The organism is Variovorax durovernensis, from assembly GCF_977011995.1.
Window position 1 is genome coordinate 1,095,757 of record NZ_CDRNCW010000001.1, and the last position, 22,314, is coordinate 1,118,070.

At 68.8% G+C, this 22,314-nt stretch carries 21 protein-coding genes; 8 read left to right on the top strand and 13 right to left on the bottom strand.

The window, feature by feature from the left end; all coding sequences use genetic code 11:
- Positions 1-43: 43 nt before the first annotated feature.
- The 3 genes from ACWV14_RS05090 to ACWV14_RS05100 are packed head-to-tail and all read left to right on the top strand — an operon-like array spanning position 44 to position 3,918.
- Positions 44-1,156, top strand: a complete 1,113-nt coding sequence (locus ACWV14_RS05090) for a CaiB/BaiF CoA transferase family protein (protein ID WP_454906240.1) — start codon at positions 44-46, stop codon at positions 1,154-1,156.
- 26 nt (positions 1,157-1,182) lie between these two features.
- The gene (locus ACWV14_RS05095; protein WP_454906238.1) at positions 1,183-2,742 is read left to right on the top strand and encodes an acyl-CoA synthetase; all 1,560 of its coding nucleotides are present in this window, start codon (positions 1,183-1,185) and stop codon (positions 2,740-2,742) included.
- Positions 2,743-2,769: 27 nt separating this feature from the next.
- On the top strand, positions 2,770-3,918 hold the full coding sequence (locus ACWV14_RS05100; protein WP_454906236.1) for an acyl-CoA dehydrogenase family protein: 1,149 nt from the start codon (positions 2,770-2,772) through the stop codon (positions 3,916-3,918).
- A 19-nt stretch (positions 3,919-3,937) separates the two neighbouring features.
- Here ACWV14_RS05100 and ACWV14_RS05105 read toward each other — a convergent pair whose 3' ends face one another.
- The 4 genes from ACWV14_RS05105 to ACWV14_RS05120 all read right to left on the bottom strand — a co-directional run bounded on the left by ACWV14_RS05105 (position 3,938) and on the right by ACWV14_RS05120 (position 9,052).
- On the bottom strand, positions 3,938-4,315 hold the full coding sequence (locus ACWV14_RS05105) for a hypothetical protein (RefSeq protein WP_454906234.1): 378 nt from the start codon (positions 4,313-4,315) through the stop codon (positions 3,938-3,940).
- 100 nt (positions 4,316-4,415) lie between these two features.
- Positions 4,416-5,147, bottom strand: coding sequence for an AP2 domain-containing protein (locus ACWV14_RS05110; protein WP_454906232.1), 732 nt, complete (start codon positions 5,145-5,147; stop codon positions 4,416-4,418).
- Positions 5,148-5,299: 152 nt separating this feature from the next.
- Entirely contained in the window at positions 5,300-6,151 is an 852-nt protein-coding gene (locus tag ACWV14_RS05115; RefSeq protein WP_422084923.1) for an AP2 domain-containing protein, read from the bottom strand.
- 210 nt (positions 6,152-6,361) lie between these two features.
- Positions 6,362-9,052 (bottom strand): LuxR C-terminal-related transcriptional regulator, encoded by a 2,691-nt coding sequence (locus ACWV14_RS05120; protein WP_454906230.1) that lies wholly within the window; start codon positions 9,050-9,052, stop codon positions 6,362-6,364.
- A gap of 138 nt (positions 9,053-9,190) precedes the next feature.
- Here ACWV14_RS05120 and ACWV14_RS05125 point away from each other — a divergent pair, with 138 nt between their 5' ends.
- The 3 genes from ACWV14_RS05125 to ACWV14_RS05135 all read left to right on the top strand — a co-directional run bounded on the left by ACWV14_RS05125 (position 9,191) and on the right by ACWV14_RS05135 (position 12,422).
- Positions 9,191-9,973 carry an SDR family NAD(P)-dependent oxidoreductase gene (locus tag ACWV14_RS05125; RefSeq protein ID WP_454906228.1) on the top strand — a complete coding sequence of 261 codons (783 nt, stop codon included), beginning with the start codon at positions 9,191-9,193 and terminating at the stop codon, positions 9,971-9,973.
- Between the two features lie 32 nt (positions 9,974-10,005).
- The gene (locus tag ACWV14_RS05130; RefSeq protein WP_454906226.1) at positions 10,006-11,184 is read left to right on the top strand and encodes an acetyl-CoA C-acetyltransferase; all 1,179 of its coding nucleotides are present in this window, start codon (positions 10,006-10,008) and stop codon (positions 11,182-11,184) included.
- A gap of 77 nt (positions 11,185-11,261) precedes the next feature.
- The gene (locus ACWV14_RS05135) at positions 11,262-12,422 is read left to right on the top strand and encodes a GGDEF domain-containing protein (protein WP_454906224.1); all 1,161 of its coding nucleotides are present in this window, start codon (positions 11,262-11,264) and stop codon (positions 12,420-12,422) included.
- 24 nt (positions 12,423-12,446) lie between these two features.
- Here the strand turns inward: ACWV14_RS05135 and ACWV14_RS05140 are convergent, their stop codons facing one another.
- Genes ACWV14_RS05140 through ACWV14_RS05175 form a run of 8 tightly spaced genes read right to left on the bottom strand, consistent with a single transcriptional unit; the run spans position 12,447 to position 17,922 of the window.
- A complete protein-coding gene (locus ACWV14_RS05140; RefSeq protein ID WP_454906222.1) occupies positions 12,447-12,800 on the bottom strand; it encodes a hypothetical protein in 354 nt (117 codons plus the stop codon).
- A gap of 57 nt (positions 12,801-12,857) precedes the next feature.
- Positions 12,858-13,103, bottom strand: coding sequence for a hypothetical protein (locus ACWV14_RS05145; protein ID WP_454906220.1), 246 nt, complete (start codon positions 13,101-13,103; stop codon positions 12,858-12,860).
- Complete coding sequence (locus ACWV14_RS05150; RefSeq protein ID WP_454906218.1) at positions 13,103-13,729, bottom strand: hypothetical protein; 627 nt, start codon at positions 13,727-13,729, stop codon at positions 13,103-13,105. The genes ACWV14_RS05145 and ACWV14_RS05150 overlap by 1 nt, the downstream gene beginning before the upstream one ends.
- Positions 13,730-14,572: a dienelactone hydrolase family protein gene (locus ACWV14_RS05155; protein WP_454906217.1), complete on the bottom strand. Its 843-nt coding sequence runs from the start codon at positions 14,570-14,572 to the stop codon at positions 13,730-13,732.
- 55 nt (positions 14,573-14,627) lie between these two features.
- Complete coding sequence (locus ACWV14_RS05160; protein WP_422084932.1) at positions 14,628-15,533, bottom strand: DMT family transporter; 906 nt, start codon at positions 15,531-15,533, stop codon at positions 14,628-14,630.
- Positions 15,534-15,569: 36 nt separating this feature from the next.
- Positions 15,570-16,346: a helix-turn-helix domain-containing protein gene (locus ACWV14_RS05165; protein WP_454912687.1), complete on the bottom strand. Its 777-nt coding sequence runs from the start codon at positions 16,344-16,346 to the stop codon at positions 15,570-15,572.
- A 59-nt stretch (positions 16,347-16,405) separates the two neighbouring features.
- Positions 16,406-17,200 (bottom strand): phosphodiesterase, encoded by a 795-nt coding sequence (locus tag ACWV14_RS05170; RefSeq protein WP_454906212.1) that lies wholly within the window; start codon positions 17,198-17,200, stop codon positions 16,406-16,408.
- A 50-nt stretch (positions 17,201-17,250) separates the two neighbouring features.
- Positions 17,251-17,922 carry a nitroreductase gene (locus ACWV14_RS05175; RefSeq protein WP_454906211.1) on the bottom strand — a complete coding sequence of 224 codons (672 nt, stop codon included), beginning with the start codon at positions 17,920-17,922 and terminating at the stop codon, positions 17,251-17,253.
- 123 nt (positions 17,923-18,045) lie between these two features.
- On the opposite strand from ACWV14_RS05175, the gene ACWV14_RS05180 reads away from it, so the two are divergent.
- Positions 18,046-19,686, top strand: coding sequence for a 3-(methylthio)propionyl-CoA ligase (locus ACWV14_RS05180; RefSeq protein WP_454906209.1), 1,641 nt, complete (start codon positions 18,046-18,048; stop codon positions 19,684-19,686).
- A 145-nt stretch (positions 19,687-19,831) separates the two neighbouring features.
- Here the strand turns inward: ACWV14_RS05180 and ACWV14_RS05185 are convergent, their stop codons facing one another.
- Positions 19,832-20,764, bottom strand: a complete 933-nt coding sequence (locus ACWV14_RS05185) for a helix-turn-helix domain-containing protein (RefSeq protein ID WP_454906207.1) — start codon at positions 20,762-20,764, stop codon at positions 19,832-19,834.
- Positions 20,765-20,893: 129 nt separating this feature from the next.
- On the opposite strand from ACWV14_RS05185, the gene ACWV14_RS05190 reads away from it, so the two are divergent.
- Positions 20,894-22,288 (top strand): cytochrome P450, encoded by a 1,395-nt coding sequence (locus tag ACWV14_RS05190; protein WP_454906205.1) that lies wholly within the window; start codon positions 20,894-20,896, stop codon positions 22,286-22,288.
- Positions 22,289-22,314 lie beyond the last annotated feature (26 nt).

The following is a 22,314-nucleotide window of genomic DNA, read 5'->3' on the forward strand; positions in this document are numbered from 1 at the left end:
CCGCCCAGGCGCCAAGATGGCTCCCAGCAACAGGAGACAAGCCATGGCAGGCCCATTGCAGGGACTACGGGTGATCGAGATGGCGGGCATCGGCCCCGGGCCGTTCTGCGCGATGCTGTTCGCCGACATGGGCGCGGAGGTGCTGCGCATCGAGCGCCCCGGCACGCGCACCGCGCCGCACGACATCCTCGCGCGCGGGCGCAGCACGCTGCAGGTCGACCTGCGCGCGGAAGGCGCGGCGCAACAGGTGCTCGAAGCCATCGAAAAGGCCGACGTGCTCATCGAAGGCTTTCGCCCCGGCGTGATGGAGCGGCTGGGCCTGGGCCCCGCGCCCTGCCACCAGAGGAACCCGCGCCTGGTGTACGGCCGCATGACCGGCTGGGGCCAGCACGGCCCGCTGGCGCATGCGGCGGGGCACGACATCAACTACATCGCGATCAGCGGCGCGCTGCACGCCATCGGCCGCGCCGGCGAGCCGCCCGTGCCGCCGCTCAACTACGTGGGCGACTTCGGCGGCGGCGCGATGCTGCTGGCCTTCGGCATCCTGGCCGCGCTGCACGAGGCGAAGCAGTCGGGGCGCGGCCAGGTGGTCGACGCCGCCATGACCGACGGCGCGGCGCTGCTGTCGGCCATGATGTACGGCTTCAAGTCGGCCGGGCAGTGGAGCAACCAGCGCGGCGAGAACATGCTCGACGGCGGCGCGCACTTCTACGACACCTACGCCTGCGCCGACGGCAAGTACGTGGCCGTGGGCGCCATCGAGCCGCAGTTCTATGCATTGATGCGCGAGCGCTGCGGCATCGCCGACGACCCCGCCTTCGACGCGCAGATGGATGCCGACCGCTGGCCCCTGCTCAAGCTGCGCATGGCGGACATCTTCCGCACCCGCACGCGCGACGAATGGTGCGTGCTGCTCGAAGGCAGCGACGCCTGCTTCGCCCCCGTGCTCGACTGGGACGAGGCCCCCGCGCATCCGCACAACGTGGCGCGCGGCACCTTCGCCAGCGTGGGCGGCGTGGTGCAGCCCGCGCCCGCGCCGCGCTTCAGCCGCACCGCGCCGGTGGTGCCGCCGGCCGCCGCGCACGACGACGGCCCGACCGTGCTGCGCCGCTGGGGCGTGGCGGCGGAGGCCATTGCGCCGCTGGGCGCTTCCTGAAAAGAAAGAGAACGGAGACAGATCCCATGTTCCTCACCCAACCCCTGCACAAGGGCCGGCGCGAAAAGGGCAAGGCCACCGCCGTGGTCTGCGGCGCCACGCGGCTCGACTTCGCCGGGTTCACCGACCGCGTCGCGCGCCTTGGCGCGGTGCTGCGGCAGCTCGGCATGCAGCCGGGCGACCGGGTCGGCATGATGAGCCTCAACTCGCACCGCTTCGTCGAATACTTCTTCGGCACCTGGTGGGGCGGCGGCGTCATCAACCCGGTCAACATCCGCTGGAACCCCAAGGAAGTGGCCTACTCGCTCGACGACTGCGACACCCGCATCCTGCTGGTGGACGACGTCTTCGCGCCCATGGCCGCCGAGCTGCGCCGGCTCTCCAGCTCCCTGCGCACCGTGGTCTATTGCGGCGACGGCGCGGTGCCCGAAGGCATGGTCGGCTACGAGGCGCTGCTCGCCGCCGCCGACCCCGCCGAAGACGCGCCGCACAGCAGCGACGAGCTTGCCGCCGTCATGTACACGGGCGGCACCACCGGCCAGCCCAAGGGCGTGATGCTCACGCACGGCAGCCTGTGCATCAACGCGCTGGGCACGGTGGCGGCGCTGCCGCGCGACACGCAAGACGCCGCGGCCATCGTCGCGGCGCCCATGTTCCACGTGGCCGGCTGCGGCGTGGCGCTGCAGAGCCTGATGCGGCTGGTGCCGGTGCACGTGGTGCCGGTGTTCGACGAACTGGCGGTGCTGCAGACGCTGCAGTCGGCGCGCATCACCGAGATGTTCCTGGTGCCCACCATGATCAAGCGCGTGATCGAGCACCCGCGCTTCGCCGAGTTCGACCTGTCGAGCCTGCGCCTGCTGTCGTACGGCGCGGCGCCCATCGACGCCGCGCTGCTCGACCAGGCCATGCGCGCCTTTCCGGGCACCGCGTTCGCGCAGGTCTACGGCATGACGGAGCTGTCGCCGGTGGTTACCGCGCTGCCGTCTTATTGCCATGCGCCGGGGCCCGATCGCGAGCGCCTGCTGCGCTCGGCCGGCACGCCCATCTCGATTGCCGAGCTGCGCATCGTCGACGGTGACGACAACGAAGTGCCCTTCGGCCAGGTCGGCGAGATCGTCGCGCGCGGGCCGATGGTCATGAAAGGCTACTGGAACAAGCCGAAGGAAACCGAGGCCGCGCTGCGCGGCGGCTGGATGCACACCGGCGACGGCGGCTACATGGACGAGGAGGGCTTCGTCTTCGTGGTCGACCGCATGAAGGACATGATCGTGAGCGGGGGCGAGAACGTGTATTCGGCCGAGGTCGAGAACGCCATCGCCCAGCTGCCCCAGGTGCTGATGTCCGCCGTGATCGGAGTGCCCGACGACAAGTGGGGCGAACGCGTGCACGCGGTGATCGTGCGGCGCGAAGGCATGGCGCTGGAGGCCGAGGCCGTCATCGCGCATTGCCGTGAGCAGATTGCCGGCTACAAGTGTCCGCGCAGCGTGGAGTTCCGCGACGCGCTGCCGCTCTCGGCCGCAGGCAAGCTGCAGAAGTTTCAGCTGCGCGAGCCCTTCTGGGCCGGCAGGAGCCGCCGCGTCGGCTGACCGAAGAACACCTCAAGGAAGAAGAAAATGCCCATCGATTTCCGCCGCTCCTGGAGCGACGAAGACCTCGAGCTGTACCGCGACAACGTGGTGCGCTTCATCGAGACCGAAGTGCTTCCGCACGACGAGGAAGCCCGCAAGCGCGGCCACGTCGGCCACGAGGTCTGGCGCAAGGCAGGCGCGCTCGGCCTGCTGTGCGCCGACATCCCCGAGGAGTACGGCGGCGCAGGCGGCGACTTCCGCCACGAGGCCGTGTTCTACGAAGAGATGTCGCGCCGCGCGCTCACCGGCATGGCCACCTCGGTGCATGCCATCGTGGCGCACTACTTCCTCAATCACGGCACGGAGGAGCAGAAGCGCCACTACCTGCCGCGCATGGCGCGCGGCGAGATGGTCGGCGCCATCGCCATGACCGAGCCCGGCGCCGGCTCCGACCTGCAGGGCGTGCGCACGCGCGCCGAGAAGGACGACGGCGGCTACCGCATCAACGGCTCGAAGACCTTCATCACCAACGGCTATCTGGCCGGCGTGGCGCTGGTGGTGTGCAAGACCGACCCCGCGCAGGGCGCCAAGGGCACTTCGATCCTCATCGTCGAGACCGAAGGCTGCAAGGGCTTTCGCGTGGGCCGCGTGCTCGACAAGATCGGCATGAAGGCGCAGGACACCTCCGAGCTTTTCTTCGACGACGTTCGCGTGCCGGCCGATGCGCTGCTGGGCGGCGTGGAAGGGCAGGGCTTCTTCCAGCTGATGAGCGACCTGCCCTACGAGCGCACCATCATCGGACTGAGCGCGCTCGCCACCATGGAGGGCGCCTACGAGGCCACGCTCGACTACGTGCGCGACCGCAAGGCCTTCGGCAAGCCGATCGCCGAGTTCCAGAACACCAAGTTCAAGCTGGCCGAGATCGCGACGCAGATCAAGGTGGGCCGTGCCTTCATCGACCGCTGCGTCGAAGATCTGGTGGCCGGCAAGCTCGACACCGCCACCGCGTCGATGGCCAAGCTCTGGGGCTCGGAGGCGCAAGGCCGCGTGATCGACGAGTGCCTGCAGCTGTTCGGCGGCTACGGCTTCATGAACGAGTACATGGTGGCGCGCATGTACGCCGACGCCCGCGTGCAGCGCATCTACGGCGGCACCAACGAGATCATGAAAGAAGTGATCTCGCGGGCGCTGTGACCCGGCCAGGCACGGCCCGCTAGGACAGCCGCCGGATCTCCGCCCGCGCGATCTCCCGGTGCAGGTGCGAGGGCGAGATGCCGATGAACGCCGTGTATTTCTCGCGCGCCGCGTCGGTCTTGCCGGCCTCTTCCAGCGCCAGCGCCTCCATCGTGAACTCGGTGAAGAGGCGGCTGGCGTCGGCTTCCTTCGGCGAGGCCGCCAGCGACCTGGGCGCCAGCTCCGGCTGTTCTTCGTAGATGCGGCGCTGCACTTCGATCACCTCGATCAGCGCGCGGCCGATGCACTCGACGTTTTCCTGCACCGGCTCCAGCTCGGTCGCGTGGACCTCCGCGGCGGCCTGGTCCAGCAGGTGCGACGCCACGCGCAGCAGTTGGTGGATGGACTCGAGCGTCATGGCAGGGCGCTCCGCTTGCGTTCGAAGCGGCGGGCCGTGGCGGGCGCGCGAAGGCTGGCTGGCTTCGCCGCTGCGGCGAAGCCGTGTCTGTCCTGTGCCATCAGTGGTCCTGGCCCAGCTTTGCCGCGAGCTGGCTCGCGCGTTCGGCGATCGCGAGGCTCTTGGCCATGTCGTAACCGTGTTCCTTCACCGAAAAAGCCTTGCTCACGCTGCCCTTGCCGGTGGTGAAAGTGATGGCCAGCCAATAGCCGGGATGGCTGGCGTGGGGCGACTTGAAATGCACGCCGCTCACGCCGCTGGTGTTGTTGCGCCGGGTGATCTCCGACTTCGAGCGCTTGGCCGGACGCGGGCCGGGCGGGTGGGTCGCGGGGCCGGTGCGAATGGCTTCCTCCGCCGGATGCAGCCGCACCAGCCCCCGCATGCGCTCGAGCTGCCGCTCGCGCTCGCGGATGGCCAGCGCCTGCGCCGCGTCGCCCAGGTGGTCGACGATGAAGTCGGCGCGAAGAATCTCGCCCTGCCCGATGTAGGTCTTGGCCATCCAGGCCCGCACCCGCCCGCTGGCGGACATCTGGTGGAACACGCCCGGCACACCGGTGCTGTTGTTGGCCCGGCGCTTTTCGGCGCGCGCGCGCCGCGTGGGCGGCGGCATGCTGCGCACGATGGCGTCGCGCCAGTCCTGTGCCTGGAGCAGGGCCTGCGCCTCGCCGCCGTAGCTGGCCTTGCCGAACTGCCTGTAGTGGCGCACGCCGTTGCGCACGAGGGAGACTTCGAATCCCCAGGGTCTGATGCAGATGCCGTACATGGCGGCCGGATTGGGGATACCTTTGGGCATTCTCGAGGTGCTGCTTTTCTGTGCACTGCTTGTAGCGGACTCCCCGAACTGCGCGGCGCTCGTGGGCGCACGCATTTGCCCGCTATTCTGGCCGAAGCGGCGCGGCGGTTCCGCGAACCCGCACCCCCGGTCCGCACGCCCCTGCCGAAGCCTCACAGCCGGACCTGCCCTGCCTCTGGCGCACCGGCGCCCGCCGTGCCTTGCGGGCGCGCTTCCTGGCGGTAGGCGATGGGGGCGATGGTGGTGTCGGTGCGGACATCCGTGCCGGCGCGTGTGCCGCCGCCCGACAGCTTGGCCTCGAGCTGGCGCTCGCGCTCCGCGATGGCCAGGCGCTTGGCTTCCTCGGGCCCGTGTTCCTTGATCGAGAACGCCTTGCTCACGCTGCCCTTGCCAGCCGTGTAGGTGATGGCCAGCCAGTAGCCCGGATGGCCGACATTGGGCGCCTTGAAGTGCACGCCGCTCACGCCGCTGGAATTGGTGCTGCGCCGGATCTCGGACTTCGAGCGCTTGGGCGACAGCAGTTCGGCCGGCAGCTTGTCCTGGCTCTTGCGGATCGATTCCTCGGCCGGGTGCAGCCGGGCCAGGCCCGACATGCGCTCCAGCTGCCGCGCGCGCTCCTCGATGGCCAGCGCCTGCGCATCGCCGCCGGCGGCATCTACCGGAAAATCGGTGCGCAGGATCTCGTTTTCTCCAAGATAGGTCTTGGCGACCCATGCCCGCACCCTGCCGCCCGAGGCGACCTGGCAGAACACGCCCGACACGCCGGTGGTGTTGTTGGCGCGCAGCTTCTCGGCCCGCGTGCGCCGCGCGACCGGAGGAAAGCTGCGCACGATCTCGTCGCGCCAGGCCTGCGCCTGCAGCAGGGCCTGTTCCTCGCTGCCGTAGCTGGCACGGCCGAACTGCTTGTAGAAGCGGTTGCCGTTGCGCACGATCGAGACCTCGAAACCCCAGGCGCGGGGGGCGATGCCATACATGGGGGCCGGGTTGGGGATTCCTTTGGGCATGGTGGCTTCGCTCCTGACGCTCTGAATGTCGATGACTCCCTGCGCGCAGCCTGCTGGGTGGGGCTGGGCACCGCGCCTGCGCCGCCGCGCTGCACCATGGCAATCGCGGCAGTTGGAAAGCGCTGATCTCTGAGGGAATGCTAGGGACGGCGAGAGGGGGGCGGTATCACCGGAATCCGTAGTATTTGTAATGCCGCCGCCGGGGCGGACCTACCGGATCACGCCCAGCCGCCGCGCGATCGCCACCGCCTGCGTGCGGCTCTTCGCATCGAGTTTCATGTTGATGTTGCGCAGGTGCGTGCGCACCGTGCTGTCCGACACGAACAGCTTCTCCGCCATCGCGCTGTTCGAATACCCCTCGGCCAGCAGTTGCAGCACCCGGATTTCCTTGCGCGTGAGCGGTTCCTTCATTGCGTCGGCGCCGGACGCGGGCGCTTCGGCGTCGCCCGTCGGCATCGGGCCGACGAGCTGCAGCAGGCGCTGCAGGTAGTCCGCCAGGATCGGGTCGCCGCGCGCGGCGGGCGCGTCCTGCGCCGCCAGCGCGTATCGGTGCACCAGCGCGCCGACGGCCGGGCCTTCGTCGAGGATCAGCCGCACGAAGCCTTCCTGGCTCGCGGCCTGCAGCACGGTCTCGATCTCCTTGACGGCGGCCGCCGTGTCGCCCGCGGCCTGCAGCGCCAGCGCGCGCAGTACCCGCAGCTTGAGCGCGCGGCGGTTGTGCGCCACCGCCAGCGCGGCATGCAGCTCGGCGTCGAGCACGTCGAGTGCGGCGCGCGCGTCGCCGAACGCGATGTCCCAGCGTGCCCGCGCCAGGGCCATGTAGTCGAGGTCGTGCGCCGGCAGGCGCTGCCGCCTCTCGCGCTCCCACAGCGCGGGGTCGTCGGCGCGGGCCAGTTCGTCGCGCGATGCCGGGCCGTTGCCCTGCAGCAGCAGCATGCGCGAGCGCTCCAGCTTGGCGCCCGCCACCACGCGCGGCAGCTGCCGGTGGTGGCCGAGGTATTCCAGCTCGGTCAGCGCCTGGAACGCGGCGTCGATGTCGCCCGCATGGAACGCCAGCCGCGAGCGCATCACATGGCTCAGGATCATATGGTCCGGCAGGCCGACGTCGCGTGCCAGCGGAAGGTACACGTTCAGCAGGTGCTCTGCCTGCACCAGCTGGTTGGTCTCGTACACCGCGCCCGCGTACAGCACGCCGGCCCAGGCGTTGCCGTGGCTGTGGTTGTAGGACACGGCATGCGTGGAGTCGACCGCCATGCGCAGCCGCGCGGTGGCCTGCCGCAGCCGCCCTTCGTGCAGGTCGAACAGGCCGGCCAGCGACTCGGTGTACATGCGGTTGAAGGTACTGCTGCCGCGCTCGCGCGCGGCCTCGAGCATGCGGCGCGCCTCGTGCTGGTCGCCGCGCACCGCGAGGATGTGGGCCATGCCATTGAGCAGCACGCTGTCGGCAAAAGGCAGGCCGGTGGGCAGTCGCGCCAGGCTCTGGCGGCCGACCTCGTAGGCCTCGTCGTGCCGGTCCTGCATGGCCAGCAGCAGCGGCACCAGCGTATGGGCGCTCGCGCGCACCTCGGCGATGGGGCTGTCGAGGCAGCCCGATTGATCGAGCATGCGCATCGCCTCCCACGGGCCGTGCGTGAAGCAGGTGGCCCACAGCGCGATGGGCTGCAGGAACGGATGCTCGCGCAGCTGGTGCTCCGGAATGGCCGAGAACCAGCGCGCCAGCATGCGCATGCGGCCCTGTTCGAGGAACTGCGCCGCGTAGCTGTCGAGCAGCGCCAGCGCATACGGATGGTCGCCGCCCTCGATGGCGTGGTCGATGGCGGGCACCGGCCGGTCGTGCGACTCGTACCAGCCGGCGGCCGAGAGATGCAGCCGTGCGGTTTCGCCGGGCTGCTCGTGCGCGAGCCGCGCCCGCAGGAAGTCGGCGAACAGGCTGTGATAGCGCCAGGCGCCGCTGTCTCCACCGTCGCCGCTCACCGGCGTGAGGAACAGGTTGGACGCGGCCAGCCGCTCCAGGATGGCCGCGCAGTCGGCGCGCGGGCACAGCGCCTGGCACACCGAGGCGTCGAGCTGCCGCAGGATGCTGGTGCGCAGCAGGAAGTCGCGGATGTCCGGCGGCTGGTGCGCGAGCACGTCCTCGGCCAGGTAGTCGGCCACGGCCCGGTCGGAGCCCGAGAAGCGCTCGACGAAACCGGTCTCGGTGCCGTGCCGCTCCAGCGCCATCGAAGCCAGCCAGATCGCGGCCACCCAGCCTTCTGTCTTGCGATGCAGCTGCGAGAGCAGGTCGGCGGGCAGCGTCTGCATCGCCTGCTTTGCATGCGCCATGCGCAGGCCGAAGAAGGCGCTGGTTTCTTCCAGGCTGAAGCGCAGCCGGTCGGTGTCGATCTCCAGGAGCTGCCCGCGCGCGCGCAGCCGGCCCAGGCCCAGGTCGGGCAGGCCGCGCGAGCCGATCACGAGCTGGCCGCGGCGCGGCAGGTGCTCGACGATCTCGCGCACCAGGCCGAGCACCGCCGGCTCCTGCACCACCTCGAAGTCGTCGAGGAACAGCGTGAAGGGCGCGTCGTGCGCGGCCAGCGCGGCCACGGCATCGAACGGGCCGTTGGCTCGCGGCTCGTCCACTCCCAGGCGCTGTGCGGCTTCGGCCAGGCAGTTGAGGAAGCGCGACACGTCGTTGTCGGCGCGGTCGAGCGTGAGCCATGCGGTGGCGATGCCCTGCGCCTCCATGCGCTCGCGGATCTGCGCCATGGCCGTGGTCTTGCCGAAGCCGGCCGGCGCGCGCACCAGCACCAGCTTGACGGCGGCCGCGGCAATCTCTTCGCGGATCGCGGTGCGCGGCACCTGCGTGGCGGTGGCGGCTGGCGGATTGAGCTTGGTTTCGAGGATGCGGGGCGTGGGAGGCGACATCGGCGGGCGGGCAAGGCAGGTTGGCGCACCGGAGCCCGAACGGCCCGGATTTCCGTCGTTTCCGACGATGCCGCAGTCGATTCTGCTTCCTAAACTGGTCCGCGGAAACCGCCACTTACCCTGCAAGGACCGCATCTCATGCAACTCGATTCCAGCATTGCCGCCGTCGTCACCGGCGGCGCTTCCGGCCTCGGCGCCGCCACCGCGCGCCGCCTGGCCGGCCACGGCGTGAAGGTCGCGCTGTTCGACCTCAACGCCGAACAGGGCGAGGCCCTGGCAAAGGAACTGGGCGGCATCTTCTGCAAGGTCGACGTCACCTCCGAGGAGCAGGTGGACGCGGCCTTCGCCAAGGCCCGCGCCGCGCACGGGCAGGAGCGCGTGCTGGTCAACTGCGCCGGCACCGGCAACGCGGTGAAGACCGCGAGCCGCGACAAGGCCACGGGCGAGATCAAGCACTTTCCGCTCGCCAACTTCGACCGCATCATCCAGATCAACCTGGTGGGCACTTTCCGCTGCATCGCCAAGTCGGCGGCCGGCATGCTCACGCTCGACATGCTGCAGGACGGCGAGCGCGGCGCCATCGTCAACACCGCCTCGGTGGCCGCGCAGGACGGGCAGATGGGCCAGGCGGCCTACACCGCGTCGAAGGCCGGCATCGTCGGCATGACGCTGCCCATTGCGCGCGACCTGATGGGCGAGGGCATCCGCGTGAACACCATCCTGCCCGGCATCTTCGACACGCCGCTGCTGCAGGGCGCGCCCGACAACGTGAAGGCCGCGCTGGCGGCGTCGGTGCCGTTCCCGAAGCGGCTGGGCAATCCGGCGGAGTACGCGACGCTGGCCGAACTGATGATCACCAACGGCTACTTCAACGGCGAAAGCGTGCGGCTCGACGGGGCCATCCGCATGGCGCCGCGCTGAGCCCTCACCACCTACGAACAAAGGAGACTTTCATGCCCGAAGCATTCATCGTCGCCGCCGCGCGCACGGCCGGCGGCCGCCGCAACGGCCGCCTGGCCGGCTGGCACCCGGCCGACCTCGCCGCGCAGGTGATCGACGCGCTGGTGGAGCGCACCGGCGCCGATCCCGCGCTGGTCGAGGACGTCATCATGGGCTGCGTCGGCCAGGCCGGCGAGCAGTCGTCGAACATCGCGCGCAACGCGGTGCTGGCGTCGAGGCTGCCGGAGTCGGTGCCGGCCACCTCGGTCGACCGGCAGTGCGGCTCGTCGCAGCAGGCGCTGCACTTTGCGGCGCAGGCCGTGATGTCGGGCAGCATGGACATCGTGATCGCGGCCGGCGTGGAAAGCATGACGCGCGTGCCCATGGGCCTGCCCACCACGCTGCCGCTGAAGAACGGGCTGGGCTTCTACGTGAGCCCGCAGATGGCCAGGCGCTATCCCGACGTGCAGTTCAGCCAGTTCACCGGCGCCGAGATGATCGCGCGCAACTACGGCATAGAGAAGGCCGAGCTCGACGCCTACGCGCTGCGCAGCCACCGCAATGCCATCGCCGCGACGAAGGCGGGACTTTTCGAGCGCGAGATCGTGCCGGTGGCCGTGCGCATGGCCGACGGCACCGAGCCCGGCGAGTTGCACACCGTCGACGAAGGCATCCGCCACGACGCCACCCTGGAGAGCATTGCCGCCGTCAAGCTGATCGCCGAAGGCGGGCGCTGCACCGCCGCCACCGCCAGCCAGATCTGCGACGGCGCAAGCGGGCTGATGGTGGTCAACGAGCGCGGCCTCAAGACGCTGGGCGTGCAGCCGCTGGCGCGCATCCACCACATGAGCGTGATGGGCCACGACCCGGTCATCATGCTCGAGGCGCCCATTCCCGCCACCCAGCGGGCGCTGGCGAAGGCGGGCATGAAGATCGGCGACATCGACCTGTACGAGGTCAACGAGGCCTTCGCGCCGGTGCCGCTGGCCTGGCTGCGGACGCTCGACGCCGACCCGGCGCGGCTGAACGTGAACGGCGGCGCCATCGCGCTCGGCCACCCGCTCGGCGCCTCCGGCACCAAGCTGATGGCCACGCTGGTCCATGCGCTCGGCCAGCGCGGCAAGCGCTACGGGCTGCAGACCATGTGCGAAGGCGGCGGCATGGCCAACGTGACCATCGTCGAGCGGCTCTGAGCCGTGCGGAAGGGCCAGCGGCGGCCCCCCGGAAAGAGTGAGGCCGGCAATGTCAACATAATCAATAATCTCGCCCCATGGGCGCATTGCCATCCCTCCTCGACCCCCGTTCCGTCATCGTGCTGGCCGGCCTCATGGGCGTCATGATGGCGTTGGTGATGTTTTCCATGCGGCGCAGCTACCCGCCCAGCATCCACGGGTTGAGCGACTGGGCGCGCGCACCGCTGGTGGCTTTCATCAGCACCATGCTGTTCGCGGCGCGCGGCTACTTTCCGGACTTCCTCACGATCGTGGTCGCCAACGTCGTGCTGTTCCAGGCCTGCATCCTTTACTACTCGGGCAGCCAGAAGTTCCTGCTGGGGAACAGCGACACCCGTGGCTGGACGCTGCTGAACGGGGTGATCGGGCTGTCGATGTTCTGGTTCAGCATCGTCAAGCCCGACTTCGAGACCCGCCTGCTGATCGTCACCTTCGCGGTGTCGCTGCTGTTCTTCGCACATGCCCTGCTTTACCTGCGCCATCGGCCCCGCGTGTTCGGCCAGCGGCTGATGATCGGCCTGTTGCTGGCGCAGGCTGCCGTGGCGGCGCTGCGCTTCGTGTCGGTGGTGCTGGGCATGGCCGGCAGCAACCTGATGGACGGCAACTGGATCCAGTCGCTCTACATCAGCATGTATTCGTTCTCGGTGCTGCTGCTGTCCATCTCCGTCATCCTGATGGCCACGGACCGCGTGCACACCGAGTTCGAGTACATGGCCACGCGCGATTCCCTGACCGGCGCGCTCAACCGCCGCGCGCTGCTGGATGCCTGCCGCGGCGCCTTCGCGTCCGACCGGCGGCACATGGCGCTGCTGATGGTGGACCTTGACCACTTCAAGGACGTCAACGACCGCTTCGGCCACCAGATGGGCGACAAGGTCCTGCGCGAGGCGGTGCGGCGCATGCAGCGGGCAGTGGGCGATGCCGGCGTGCTCGGGCGCTACGGCGGCGAGGAGTTCGTGGTGCTGCTGCCCGGCACGGGCAAGGTGGAGGCGATGGCCGTCGCCTCGCGGCTCAAGCAGGCCATCGGCGAGCCCTTCGGGGCCGACTCGCCCATGGCCGAGGTCGGCTCCATCGCGGTGAGCATCGGCGTGGCCGCGAACGACGGCGGCCGGGGTGTCGACGAAGTGCTGGCGCGGGCCGACGCGGCGCTCTACAAGGCCAAGGCGATGGGGCGCGACCAGGTGATCGCGGCTGCCTGAAGCGCGGCCGGACCTTCTTTTCTTTCAGCCGAGGCCGGACCAGTCGCAGCGCAGCATGTGCTGCCTGCCCGCGTAAGTCAGCGAGCCCCTGGTCCTGGCGACGCGCAGCGCGACGCCCTTGCCGGCGATGGCGCGCATGGACTGGCGGCGGTAGTCGGCCGATTGGCGTTGCAGCGCGAATCGCTCGGACGACGTGGGCGCCACGCCGTCGTCACGCGACACGACCAGGTCGGTCAGGCGGCCGGAAGACAGGCTGAACTGGACCTCCGCCGAATACGGGCTTCCTTCGCAGAAGAGGCTGCCGTTGGCCGATGCGGGAAGGGACGCGCATGCCAGCAGCACGCTGGCCAGGGCGGCGGCGTAGCTGCTTCCCGTCATTCGGGTACGCCGGCTTCGAGGGTGGCGGTGCTGCTCATGTCCGATGGCCGTTGCCGGCTACTTTCCGCCCCAGCGCCAGCGCGGCGGCTCACCCTTGATCCAGCAGACCGCGACGAGCGCGAGGCTCAGGCCGGAGACGGCCGCGGCGAACAGAAAGGGCTTCTGTTCAGGATGAATCGACACCACGGCGGTCACCAGCAACACCGCATACACGGCCACCACCGCCCAGCCCTGCCAGCAGGTCGGCGGACCCCAGCCCCAGCCGTAGCGCTTGGCGGGAAACCAGTAGGGTTGCTTCGTCATTACGTCTCCTTGTCGATGGACTGCGGGCCGGTTGCGATGGCGGTTCGGCTCAAGGGCATGGAGAGCCTGTTCACCAGCGCATCGCAGAGACTCGCATAGTCAGCCCAGAATCGATGCATGCCGCTTTCTCCCCGCAGCCCGTGACTGCGTGCGTACGGCGTCTGTTCGATATAGACCGCGACCTTGCGTGTCCAGCCTGGTCCGCGATGGATGGCCGTGGCGCGCAAGTGCTTCTCGGCATTTTCCGGCCGCAGATAGATGAAGGACGGGGACAGAGGCGCCAGGATTTTTTCGAACTCATCGATGTAGTCGTCGATGTCCGCTCGGCCCTGTTCCATCATGAATCGCACCGTGCTCTGGAATGCACTGCCTTCCAGAATGTGCAAGGTATCGGTCGAGCGGGCCTCGTCGACGAAGCGCTGCCAGCGTTGCAGGCACTGCGAGGGGTAATCGGCTCTCGACTTCAGCGCGCCTAGTGAACGGGGATGCACCGGGTGATCCGCGGCTTCTTCCAGATACCAACGGCTCTTGCGGCCTTCATTCAATGCGGATGCGCACAGATGGCTGGCCAGCGTGGTCTTGCCGGTGCCGGGCAGGCCTTCGATCAGCAGCAGCCGCATCTCCATTCACTTCGCCAGGTACGTCTCGACAGTCGGCCCCCAGAGCTCTTGCTGCACGACCAACTGGTGCCCGTTGATGCCGGATTCCAGCGCGTAGGTAGAGAAGCTGCCCTTGCCGCCCGCGGCGATGAAGGACTCGAAGTTCTTCCGGCTGTGAGAGAGCGCGTAGAAGCTGTCGTTCTCGCCGTAGAGCCAGAGCGTTTGGCGAGGGAACGCCGCGCCGCGCCTGAAGCTGACCGGGTTGATCGCGTCCGCCGTGTTGCCGGGGCATTTGTCGCCCATCCAGCCGCCGACGAAGTTGATCACGCCCTGGAACAAGTCGGGCCGCGTTCCCGCATAGGCGACGGCGAGGATGCCGCCGCGCGAGTGGCCGGCGATTGCCATGCGCTTCGTGTCCACATCGGAGTCCTTGCGCAGCCACTCGACGGCGGCGTCGACGTCGGCAAGCGCATGGTCGAAGCCCGCCAGCGACAGCGCGGAGTCGCAGCTGTAGTGCTCGCGTTTGGGCGTGAAGCCTTCGTCGTACAAACCGTCCGACTGGCCGCGCCCGCGCCGTTGCGGGAACGCCACCAGCCAGCCGCGCTGCGTGAACCACCTGGCCAGGCGCTCGGGTGCATAGGTGTGCTTGAACAGCTTCGGGTCGTTGCCGATGCCCGTGGAGCCGTGATTGAACACCACCGTGGGAAAGGGGCCGGCACCTTCAGGCTTGTAAATCACCATCTCCAGCGTGACGGGCGCCCCGCTTTCGACGAAAGGCGTGGGCACGCGCACGGTGCTGCGTTCATGCGACCAGCAGGAGGCGGTGGCAAAGCACAGCAGGGCGGCGGCGAGGAGGATCAGCTTTTTCATGAAGGCGGGCGCCCTTTCGAGGTTCGCGGCATTCTGCCCGCCCTTCCTGAAGATGCTATAGGCGCTGCTGCGTCTCCTGCGCGCGCCATCGGACCGCACCACTCGCCAGCACGATGCCAGGCACCACCAGCGCAAGGGCCAGCAGTACTTCCCCGGTGATCGGTTCGTTCATCCATGCCGCGGCTCCCAGCGTGGTCAGCACCGGCACCAGCGCCGCCGACAGCGAAGCGCGCGCCGCGCCCAGCCGCGCTACGGCCAGCATGTAGACCATCAGCCCCAGCAGGCCCGCGACCACGCCCTGCATCGCGGCCTGTATGGCGACGTCCGTCCACGGCGCGGTCAGCAGGCGCGGCGCACCGACCGTGCCCAGCAGCGGTAGCAGGAGCAGGCTCGACCACCCGTTCACGAACGCCGTGCCCTGCCACGGCGTGAAGCCGCAATGCGCGAAGGCGAGCGAGTGGACGGCCCACAGCACAGCCGCCGAAAGAAAGAGCAGGTCGCCTCGCCAATCGAGCGAGCCGTCGCGCAAACTGTCCGTCGCAAACAGCGCGATGCCGACCGCGATGCAGCCCAGCCCCAGCAACCGGATGCCGCCTACCTTCTGCCCTTTGTGCAGCCGTGCGCCGATGGCGGTGAACAGCGGCAGGCTGCCCGCCATGAAGATGCCCATGTGGCTGGCGGGTGCCCAGCGTGCGCCCGCCAGCACGAGCAGGCCGAAAGGCAGGCCGCCACCGATGACGAGCAGCACGAGCGCAAGGCGCGGGGCCTTGGGTGGAATCAGGCCCTTGCCGAGCCACAGCGGCGAGAGCAGCAAGGCGGGAATGCCGTAGCGCAGCAGCACCAGCTCCATCGGACCCAGCGTGGTGGTCACGCCGTGGCGCGAGACCAGTTGCCACGCGCTGCCAATCAGTGCCGCGGCGAGTGCGGCGAAAACACCTGTGCGAAGGTTCTTCCTGTCCATCGCGTGGAGTCTCGCGGCCGCGCCGCGCGGCGGCTATCAGATTCGTGCGGTGTCCAGCGCGCGGCGCGCTTCACCCAGCGTGACGCCCACCTCGCGCCGGAATACCGCGCCCAGGTGGCTCTGGCTGCAGTAGCCGAGATCGTGCGCAATGCCCGCCAGGTCCCGGTCGCCGTTCGCCAGCCGGTCCATGGCCGTGGCGAGCCGCAGCTGCTGGCGGTACTGGTGCAGGCTCAGGCCGGTCTGCTGGCGAAAGCTGCGTGCCAGGTGGAAGGGCGAACGCGAGACGGCATCGGCCAGCGCGTGCATGGAGAGTCGCGCTTCACGGTCGGCGTTTTCCGCGAGCAGTCTTTTTGCGCGCGCCACCGTGCCGTTCAATGGCATCAGTTGGCGCGACGTGCCGATCTCGTCGAGTAGCTGCGCGACGACCTGCGGACCCGCGTCGCCGTTGCGCAGCTGCTTCTGCGCCGCATGAACGCGATACAGCGACGCCGGCGACAGCAGACTGAAGACCGGCGCCTCGCTTGCACGAGGCGCCTGGTGCCCGCTGACCACCATGCTGTGCCGCGTCGCGTGTGTTGGCGAGGGCCGCAACTGGTAGACCATGGCGTCGTTGAGGTGCATGGCGGTCAGTCCGTCGACCAGCCAGATGCTGTCGCCCGAGCGCACGTCGAGCACCGTGTGCCCCACCGGCAGGACAATGCGCCGCGAGCCAATGGTGTAGTGCGCGCTCCAGTCAGGTCCGTGCGTGCGTGAGCACACGTGCTCCACCGTGAACTCGGTTCCGGCGTAGAGGAGGGTGCGTTCGCTGGGCATCGGCCGCATTCTGCGCGCCCGGCTGCATGGGCTGCCGCCAGGCGCTCGATCACGCAAACTCACGCAAACGGATACGGCCCCTCCATCGCCCCGACGTGGCTCACATGACTCACCATGCCATGCACCTCGTCCCACAGATGCAGCATGCAGCCCGGCCGCCCCATGTACGAAGCCGGCGCCGCATCGTTCGCGAGCCGCAGTGCAATCTCCGTCGTGCTGCTGGGGCAGGAGCACACGACCGTGCCCGCCCAGCGCCGCAGCATCGTGCGGTGCACATGCCCGCACAGCACACGCTCGATGTTGTCGAAGCCGTGCAGCACGGCTTCGAGCGGGGCGGGGCTCGTGTAGCTGTAGGTATCCATGTAGGGAATGCCGCTGGCGAAGGGCGGGTGGTGCAGCATCAGCAGTGTCGGCTTCGCGCGGTCGGCTTCCAGCGTGCGCCGCAGCCATGCGAGGCCTTCTGCATCGACATCGCCGTGGTGCAGGCCGGGAACGCAGGAGTCCAGCGCCACGATGCGCACGGCATGGTCGTCGATGCAGTAGTGCAGCGGGCCTTCGGCCGGCAGGTACGCGTGGTCCGCGAAGGCAGCGCGGAAGTTCTCGCGGTGGTCGTGGTTGCCGGGAATCACGAGGTAGGGAATGGCCAGCTTCGACAGCAGGCGGCGCGCCTGCGCGTATTCGTCGGGCCGGCCTTCGTCGACGAGGTCGCCCGTCAGCAGCACGAGCTCGGGCCTGCGGTCCAGTGCATGCAGGTGGTCGATGGCTTCCTCGAACATCCGGTTCGAATCGGCCACGCCCTGGTAGAGCTGGCCGGCGGGGCGGATGTGCGGGTCGGAAATCTGGGCAATGAGCATCGGGCGCCTCTCGGGGTGATGCCAGACGGTAAGCAGGTTCCGTTCCTTGCTCAGATGCCGACGAACTCCGCCACTTCATCGAGCGGCGCGCGCTCCGTCACCAGCGCGTCGAGCGGCCTGCTCCTGTCCGCGTAGCCGATGGCCATGCCGGTGAAGAGCATGCGCTCGGGCGGCAGTTCGATGAACCGGCCGATGGTCTGCGGATAGATCGCCCAGCATTCCTGCGGACAGCTGTCCAGCCCTTCTGCGCGCAGCAGGAGCATCACGTTCTGCAGGAACATGCCCAGGTCGGACCACTGCGGCGGCCCCATGCGGCGGTCGACGGTACAGAACAGCGCGAGCGGTGCGCCGAAGAACTGGTAGTTGCGCGCGAACCATTCGCGGCGCGCGGCCTTGTCCTCTCGCGGAATGCCCAGGCGCGCATACATGGCCTCGCCCACGGCGAAGCGACGGTCGCGGTAGGGCGCGACCAGCTCGCGCGGGTAGATGTCGTACTCGCTGCCTTCGCCGCCCGGCGCCTCTTGCACGCGGGTGCGCATGATGGCCTTCAGCTGCGCCAGCCTGTCGCCACCCACCACGTGCAGGTGCCACGGCTGCAGGTTGCCGCCGGAAGGCGCGCGCAATGCCTGCGCGAGCACGCGGCGTATGACGTCGCCGGGCACCGGCGTGTCGAGAAAGTCGCGCACCGAGCGGCGGGTGGCGATGGCGTCCTGAACGTTCATGCAAAGGTCCTCTTGAAGATCGATGCTAGGGGCAACCCTCGAACGCCCTCAATCGTCCGTTCCGACGATGCGGCGCGGCGTTGCGGCTGCCTAGCATCGCCCCAGCGTACAGGAGACAAGACCATGTTCGGATTGATGCAAGACCGCCCGCTGCTGATCTCGTCGCTGATCGATCACGCGGCCACCTTCCACCCGCACGCCGAGGTCGTCGGGCGCACCGTGGAGGGGCCGGTGCACCGCACAAACTATGCGGAGATACAGCGCCGCTCCAAGCAGGTGGCCAATGCGTTGAAGGCGCTGGGCATCGAGCCCGGCGACCGCGTCGGCACGCTGGCCTGGAACACGTACCGCCACCTGGCGCTGTACTTCGGCGTATCGGGGTCGGGCGCGGTGCTGCACACGGTGAATCCGCGGCTCTTTCCCGAGCAGATCGACTACATCGTCAACCATGCGCAAGACAAGGTGCTGTTCTTCGACACCACCTTCGCGCCGTTGGTGGAGAAGCTCGCGCCCGGCCTGAAGTCGGTGCGCGCCTTCATCGCCATGACCGACCGCGCGCACATGCCCGCCATCGACGTGCCCAACCTGCTGTGCTACGACGAGCTGGTGGGCGCGCAGAGCGAGACCTACGCCTGGCCCGAGTTCGACGAGCGCACCGCTTCTTCGCTCTGCTACACCTCCGGCACCACCGGCAACCCGAAGGGCGTGCTGTATTCGCACCGCTCGACCGTGCTGCATTCGCTGATGGAATGCGCGCCCGACACCTTCGGCGTCAATTCGCAGATGACGCTGCTGCTCGCGGTGCCCATGTTCCATGCCAACGCCTGGGGCATGCCGTATGCGGCGGCGATGGCCGGCGCGAAGCTGGTCATGCCCGGCCCGCACATGGACGGCCAGAGCCTGTACGAGCTGATGCGCGACGAGAAGGTCGGCTTCTCGCAGGCCGTGCCCACCATCTGGCTGATGCTGTTCCAGTACTTCGATGCGCATCCGGAGATCGACACGCGCGCCATCGGCCTGAAGCGTATCGGCGTGGGCGGCGCCGCCACGCCGCGCAGCATGATCGAGCGCTTCGAGCGCGACTTCGGCGCCGACTTCGTGCAGGGCTGGGGCATGACCGAGACCAGCCCCATCGGCGTGATCGGCAACCTGCTGCCCAAGCACCTGTCGATGCCGAAGGAAGAGCAGCTGCGCGTGAAGATGCGCCAGGGCCGCGGCGTGTGGGGCGTGGAGCTGAAGATCGTCGGCGAGGACGGCCAGCGCCTGCCGCACGACGGCAAGGCCTTCGGCCACCTGCATGTGCGCGGACCGTGGATCGCGAGCGGCTACTTCAAGAGCGAGGGCGGGCCGGTGCTCGACGCCGAAGGTTTCTTTCCCACGGGCGACGTCGCCAACATCGACGAAGACGGCTATGTGCAGCTGGTCGACCGCGCGAAGGACGTGATCAAGTCGGGCGGCGAATGGATTTCTTCCATCGACCTGGAGAACACGGCGAGCCTGCACCCGGCGGTGGCCGAAGCGGCGGTGATCGGCATCGCGCATCCGAAGTGGCAGGAGCGGCCGCTGCTCATCGTGGTGAAGCGCGCCGGGGTGGAAGTGACAAGGGAGGAACTGCTCACATTCCTTGCGGAGCGCGTCGTGAAATGGTGGCTACCGGAAGACGTAGTGTTCGTCGACAGCCTGCCGCACACAGCCACCGGCAAGCTGCTGAAGACAAAGCTGCGCGAACAGTTCAAGGGTTACACGGCTGCGACATCTGTTTGACGGTTTGATGACTTGTTCGATTTTTCTGTGGACAACTCTGTGGGTTGTGCGGGGAGTCGGATCGGCGGAACAAGCACTGGCGTGGCTTCCCACCACGTTGCCTGTTGAATAGGCAGTCCCTCGCGGCGTGGAAAAAAGACGTGGCCTACATCCAGAGCCGGTAGAGCCAAAAGGATTCGTCCTGCGCGAAGCGATCGGCAAATTCACCCGGGGAGAAGCCCGCGATGTGGCGCGCGGCGCGCACCAGATGCGACTGGTCGGCGAAGCCGTGGTCCAGCGCCAGCGTGGCCCAGTCGAAGGGCTGGCCGGCCTCGTAGCGCTCGCGTGCCGCGAAGAACAGGCCTTCGGTGCGTACCAGCGATTGCCACTCGCGCAGCGAGCGTCCGCTGAAGGCCTTGACGCGGCGCTCCACCTGCCGCGAACTGTGCGTGCGGCGCCATTCGTGGGCCTGCCACGCAAGACGCTCGACCCAGTGGCGACCCAGTTGGCGCAGCGATGGGGCGTTGGCCGAGCGCCCGTGCAGCGCCTGCCATCGTGGCCCGATGTGTTCGCGCAGGGCTGCCAGCGTGGCAGCGTCGTCGGTGGCGGCGATCAATGCGTCGAGCAGCGGGGACCACGCGGCATCCATCACCTCGCGCGCATCGCGGAAACGGTCATGCACGGCGGCGGGGTCGATGCCGAACAGGGTGCGCGCAATGTCCGCGGTGAAACAGATCATGCCGACGCGCCCAGCCGAGGGCGCCCAGCAGACGGTCGGCAAAGACTGGCTTCCGGAGACCACGACCGCCGCGCCAATGGGTTGCCATGCGGGCTGTTGCGCATCGCCGCGCGCCGCGAGGCTCACCTCGCCATGCTGGAACCACGACAGGCTCATCAGCGGCGAGGCCGGGAAGTGCGTGAGGCGCTGGGCATCGTCCAGCACCAGGTCCCGGGTGTCGCGGCAGATGACGGCCACCACTGAGCCCTGGAGCACAGGTGGCGTCGGCAGGATACGACCGGCATCCTGCGTACCTGCTCGTGGCGCGCGCACCAGCGGATCGGGGCAGGCGGGCGGGGAAGACGGGAGAGCGGTGCGCATCGGTCCTCGAGTTTATGCAGCCGTGCGCCGATGTCGTTTCGGTCCAAGACGCCGCGGGCGGGATGGCGGACCATGCGGGGCATGAACACCGCCCAGTCTTCGTCCTCTGCGCCTTCCTCCGGATGCCCCATGCATGCGCCCACGCCCTCGACCCCGCCGGCGCTTCATCCCCCCGGCCACTGGCCGCCCGGCCCGCCCTCCGGCATCACGGGCTGGGGCTTGCTCAACCGCATGTCGCGCGACCTGCTGGGCACGCTGGGCGACTGGCAGCAGCGCTACGGCGACGTGGTGCACCTGCGCATCTGGCCCGAGCACGAGGTCGTATTGACCGACCCGGCGCTGGTGCGCGAACTGCTGGTCGCGAACCACGGCGCACTCATCCGCTGGGAGCGTGGCATGCGCGTGTTTTCGCAGGTGCATGGCCACAGCGTGCTGGTATCCGAAGGGGCCGCGTGGCGCGACAAACGGCATGCGCTGCAGCCCGCGTTCTCGCCGAAGTCAGTGCAGAGCTTCGTGCCCACCATCGCGGAGACCGCCGAACAGGCATTGCGATCATGGCCGCGCAGCGAAGCCGACTGGCCGATAGAAAGCGCGCTGACCTCGCTGGCCATGGACGTGATCGTGCGCATGCTGTTCTCGCGTCCGATGGGCGACGACGCAGCGCTGGCCGCGCAGGCCGTGCACACCATCGGCACCGCCGCCGACAGCGAGTTCTACTGGCCCGCGAGCTGGCCCGACGCGATGCCCTGGAAGCGCGCCAAGCGCCGCGCGAAGGCAACTCTGAGGACGCTCATCGACGATCACCTGCAGGCGCGCCTGCAGGTGGCACCGGCGGCACGTCCCGACGACCTGCTGACGCGCCTGCTGCAACTGCATAGCGACGATTCCGCGGCCTGGCCGCTGCAGGCCGTGCGCGACGAATGCATGACCGCGTTCCTCGCGGGGCACGAGACCGTCGCGGCCACGCTGACGTGGTGGTCCTGGTGTCTTGCCGCCAACCCCGAAGCGCAACGCAAGGCTGCCGAAGAAGTGCGTCAAAAACTGCAGGGCCGAGCGCCGACGGCGCAAGACCTGCCCGGGTTGCAGATGCTGAATCGCACGCTGCAGGAGGCCATGCGCCTTTATCCAGCCGCGCCCGTTCTCTTCAGCCGCCGCGCGACGCAGCCGGTCACGTTGGGTGGGTGGCAGTTTCCGGCGCGCACCATGTTCATGGTGCCGGTGCAACTCATGCATCGGGACCCGCGCTGGTTCGCGCAGCCGATGGCGTTCCGTCCGGAACGCTTCGCGCCCGGTGCACCCGAAGTGCCGCGCGGTGCCTACATGCCACTGGGCGCCGGCCCGCGTGTGTGCCTCGGGCAGCACCTGGCCATGACCGAGATGACCGTCGTGGCCGCGATGCTTCTGCAGCGCCATGTGTTGTCGGTGCCGCAAGGACAGCAAGCGCCGCGTGCGGTGCTCAATGTGACGTTGCGTCCTGACAAGGCGCTGCACTTGCGTGTGGCGCCGGCGGCATCGGCGCACTGAGCACATTTCGCAGTGCCTGTTGATGA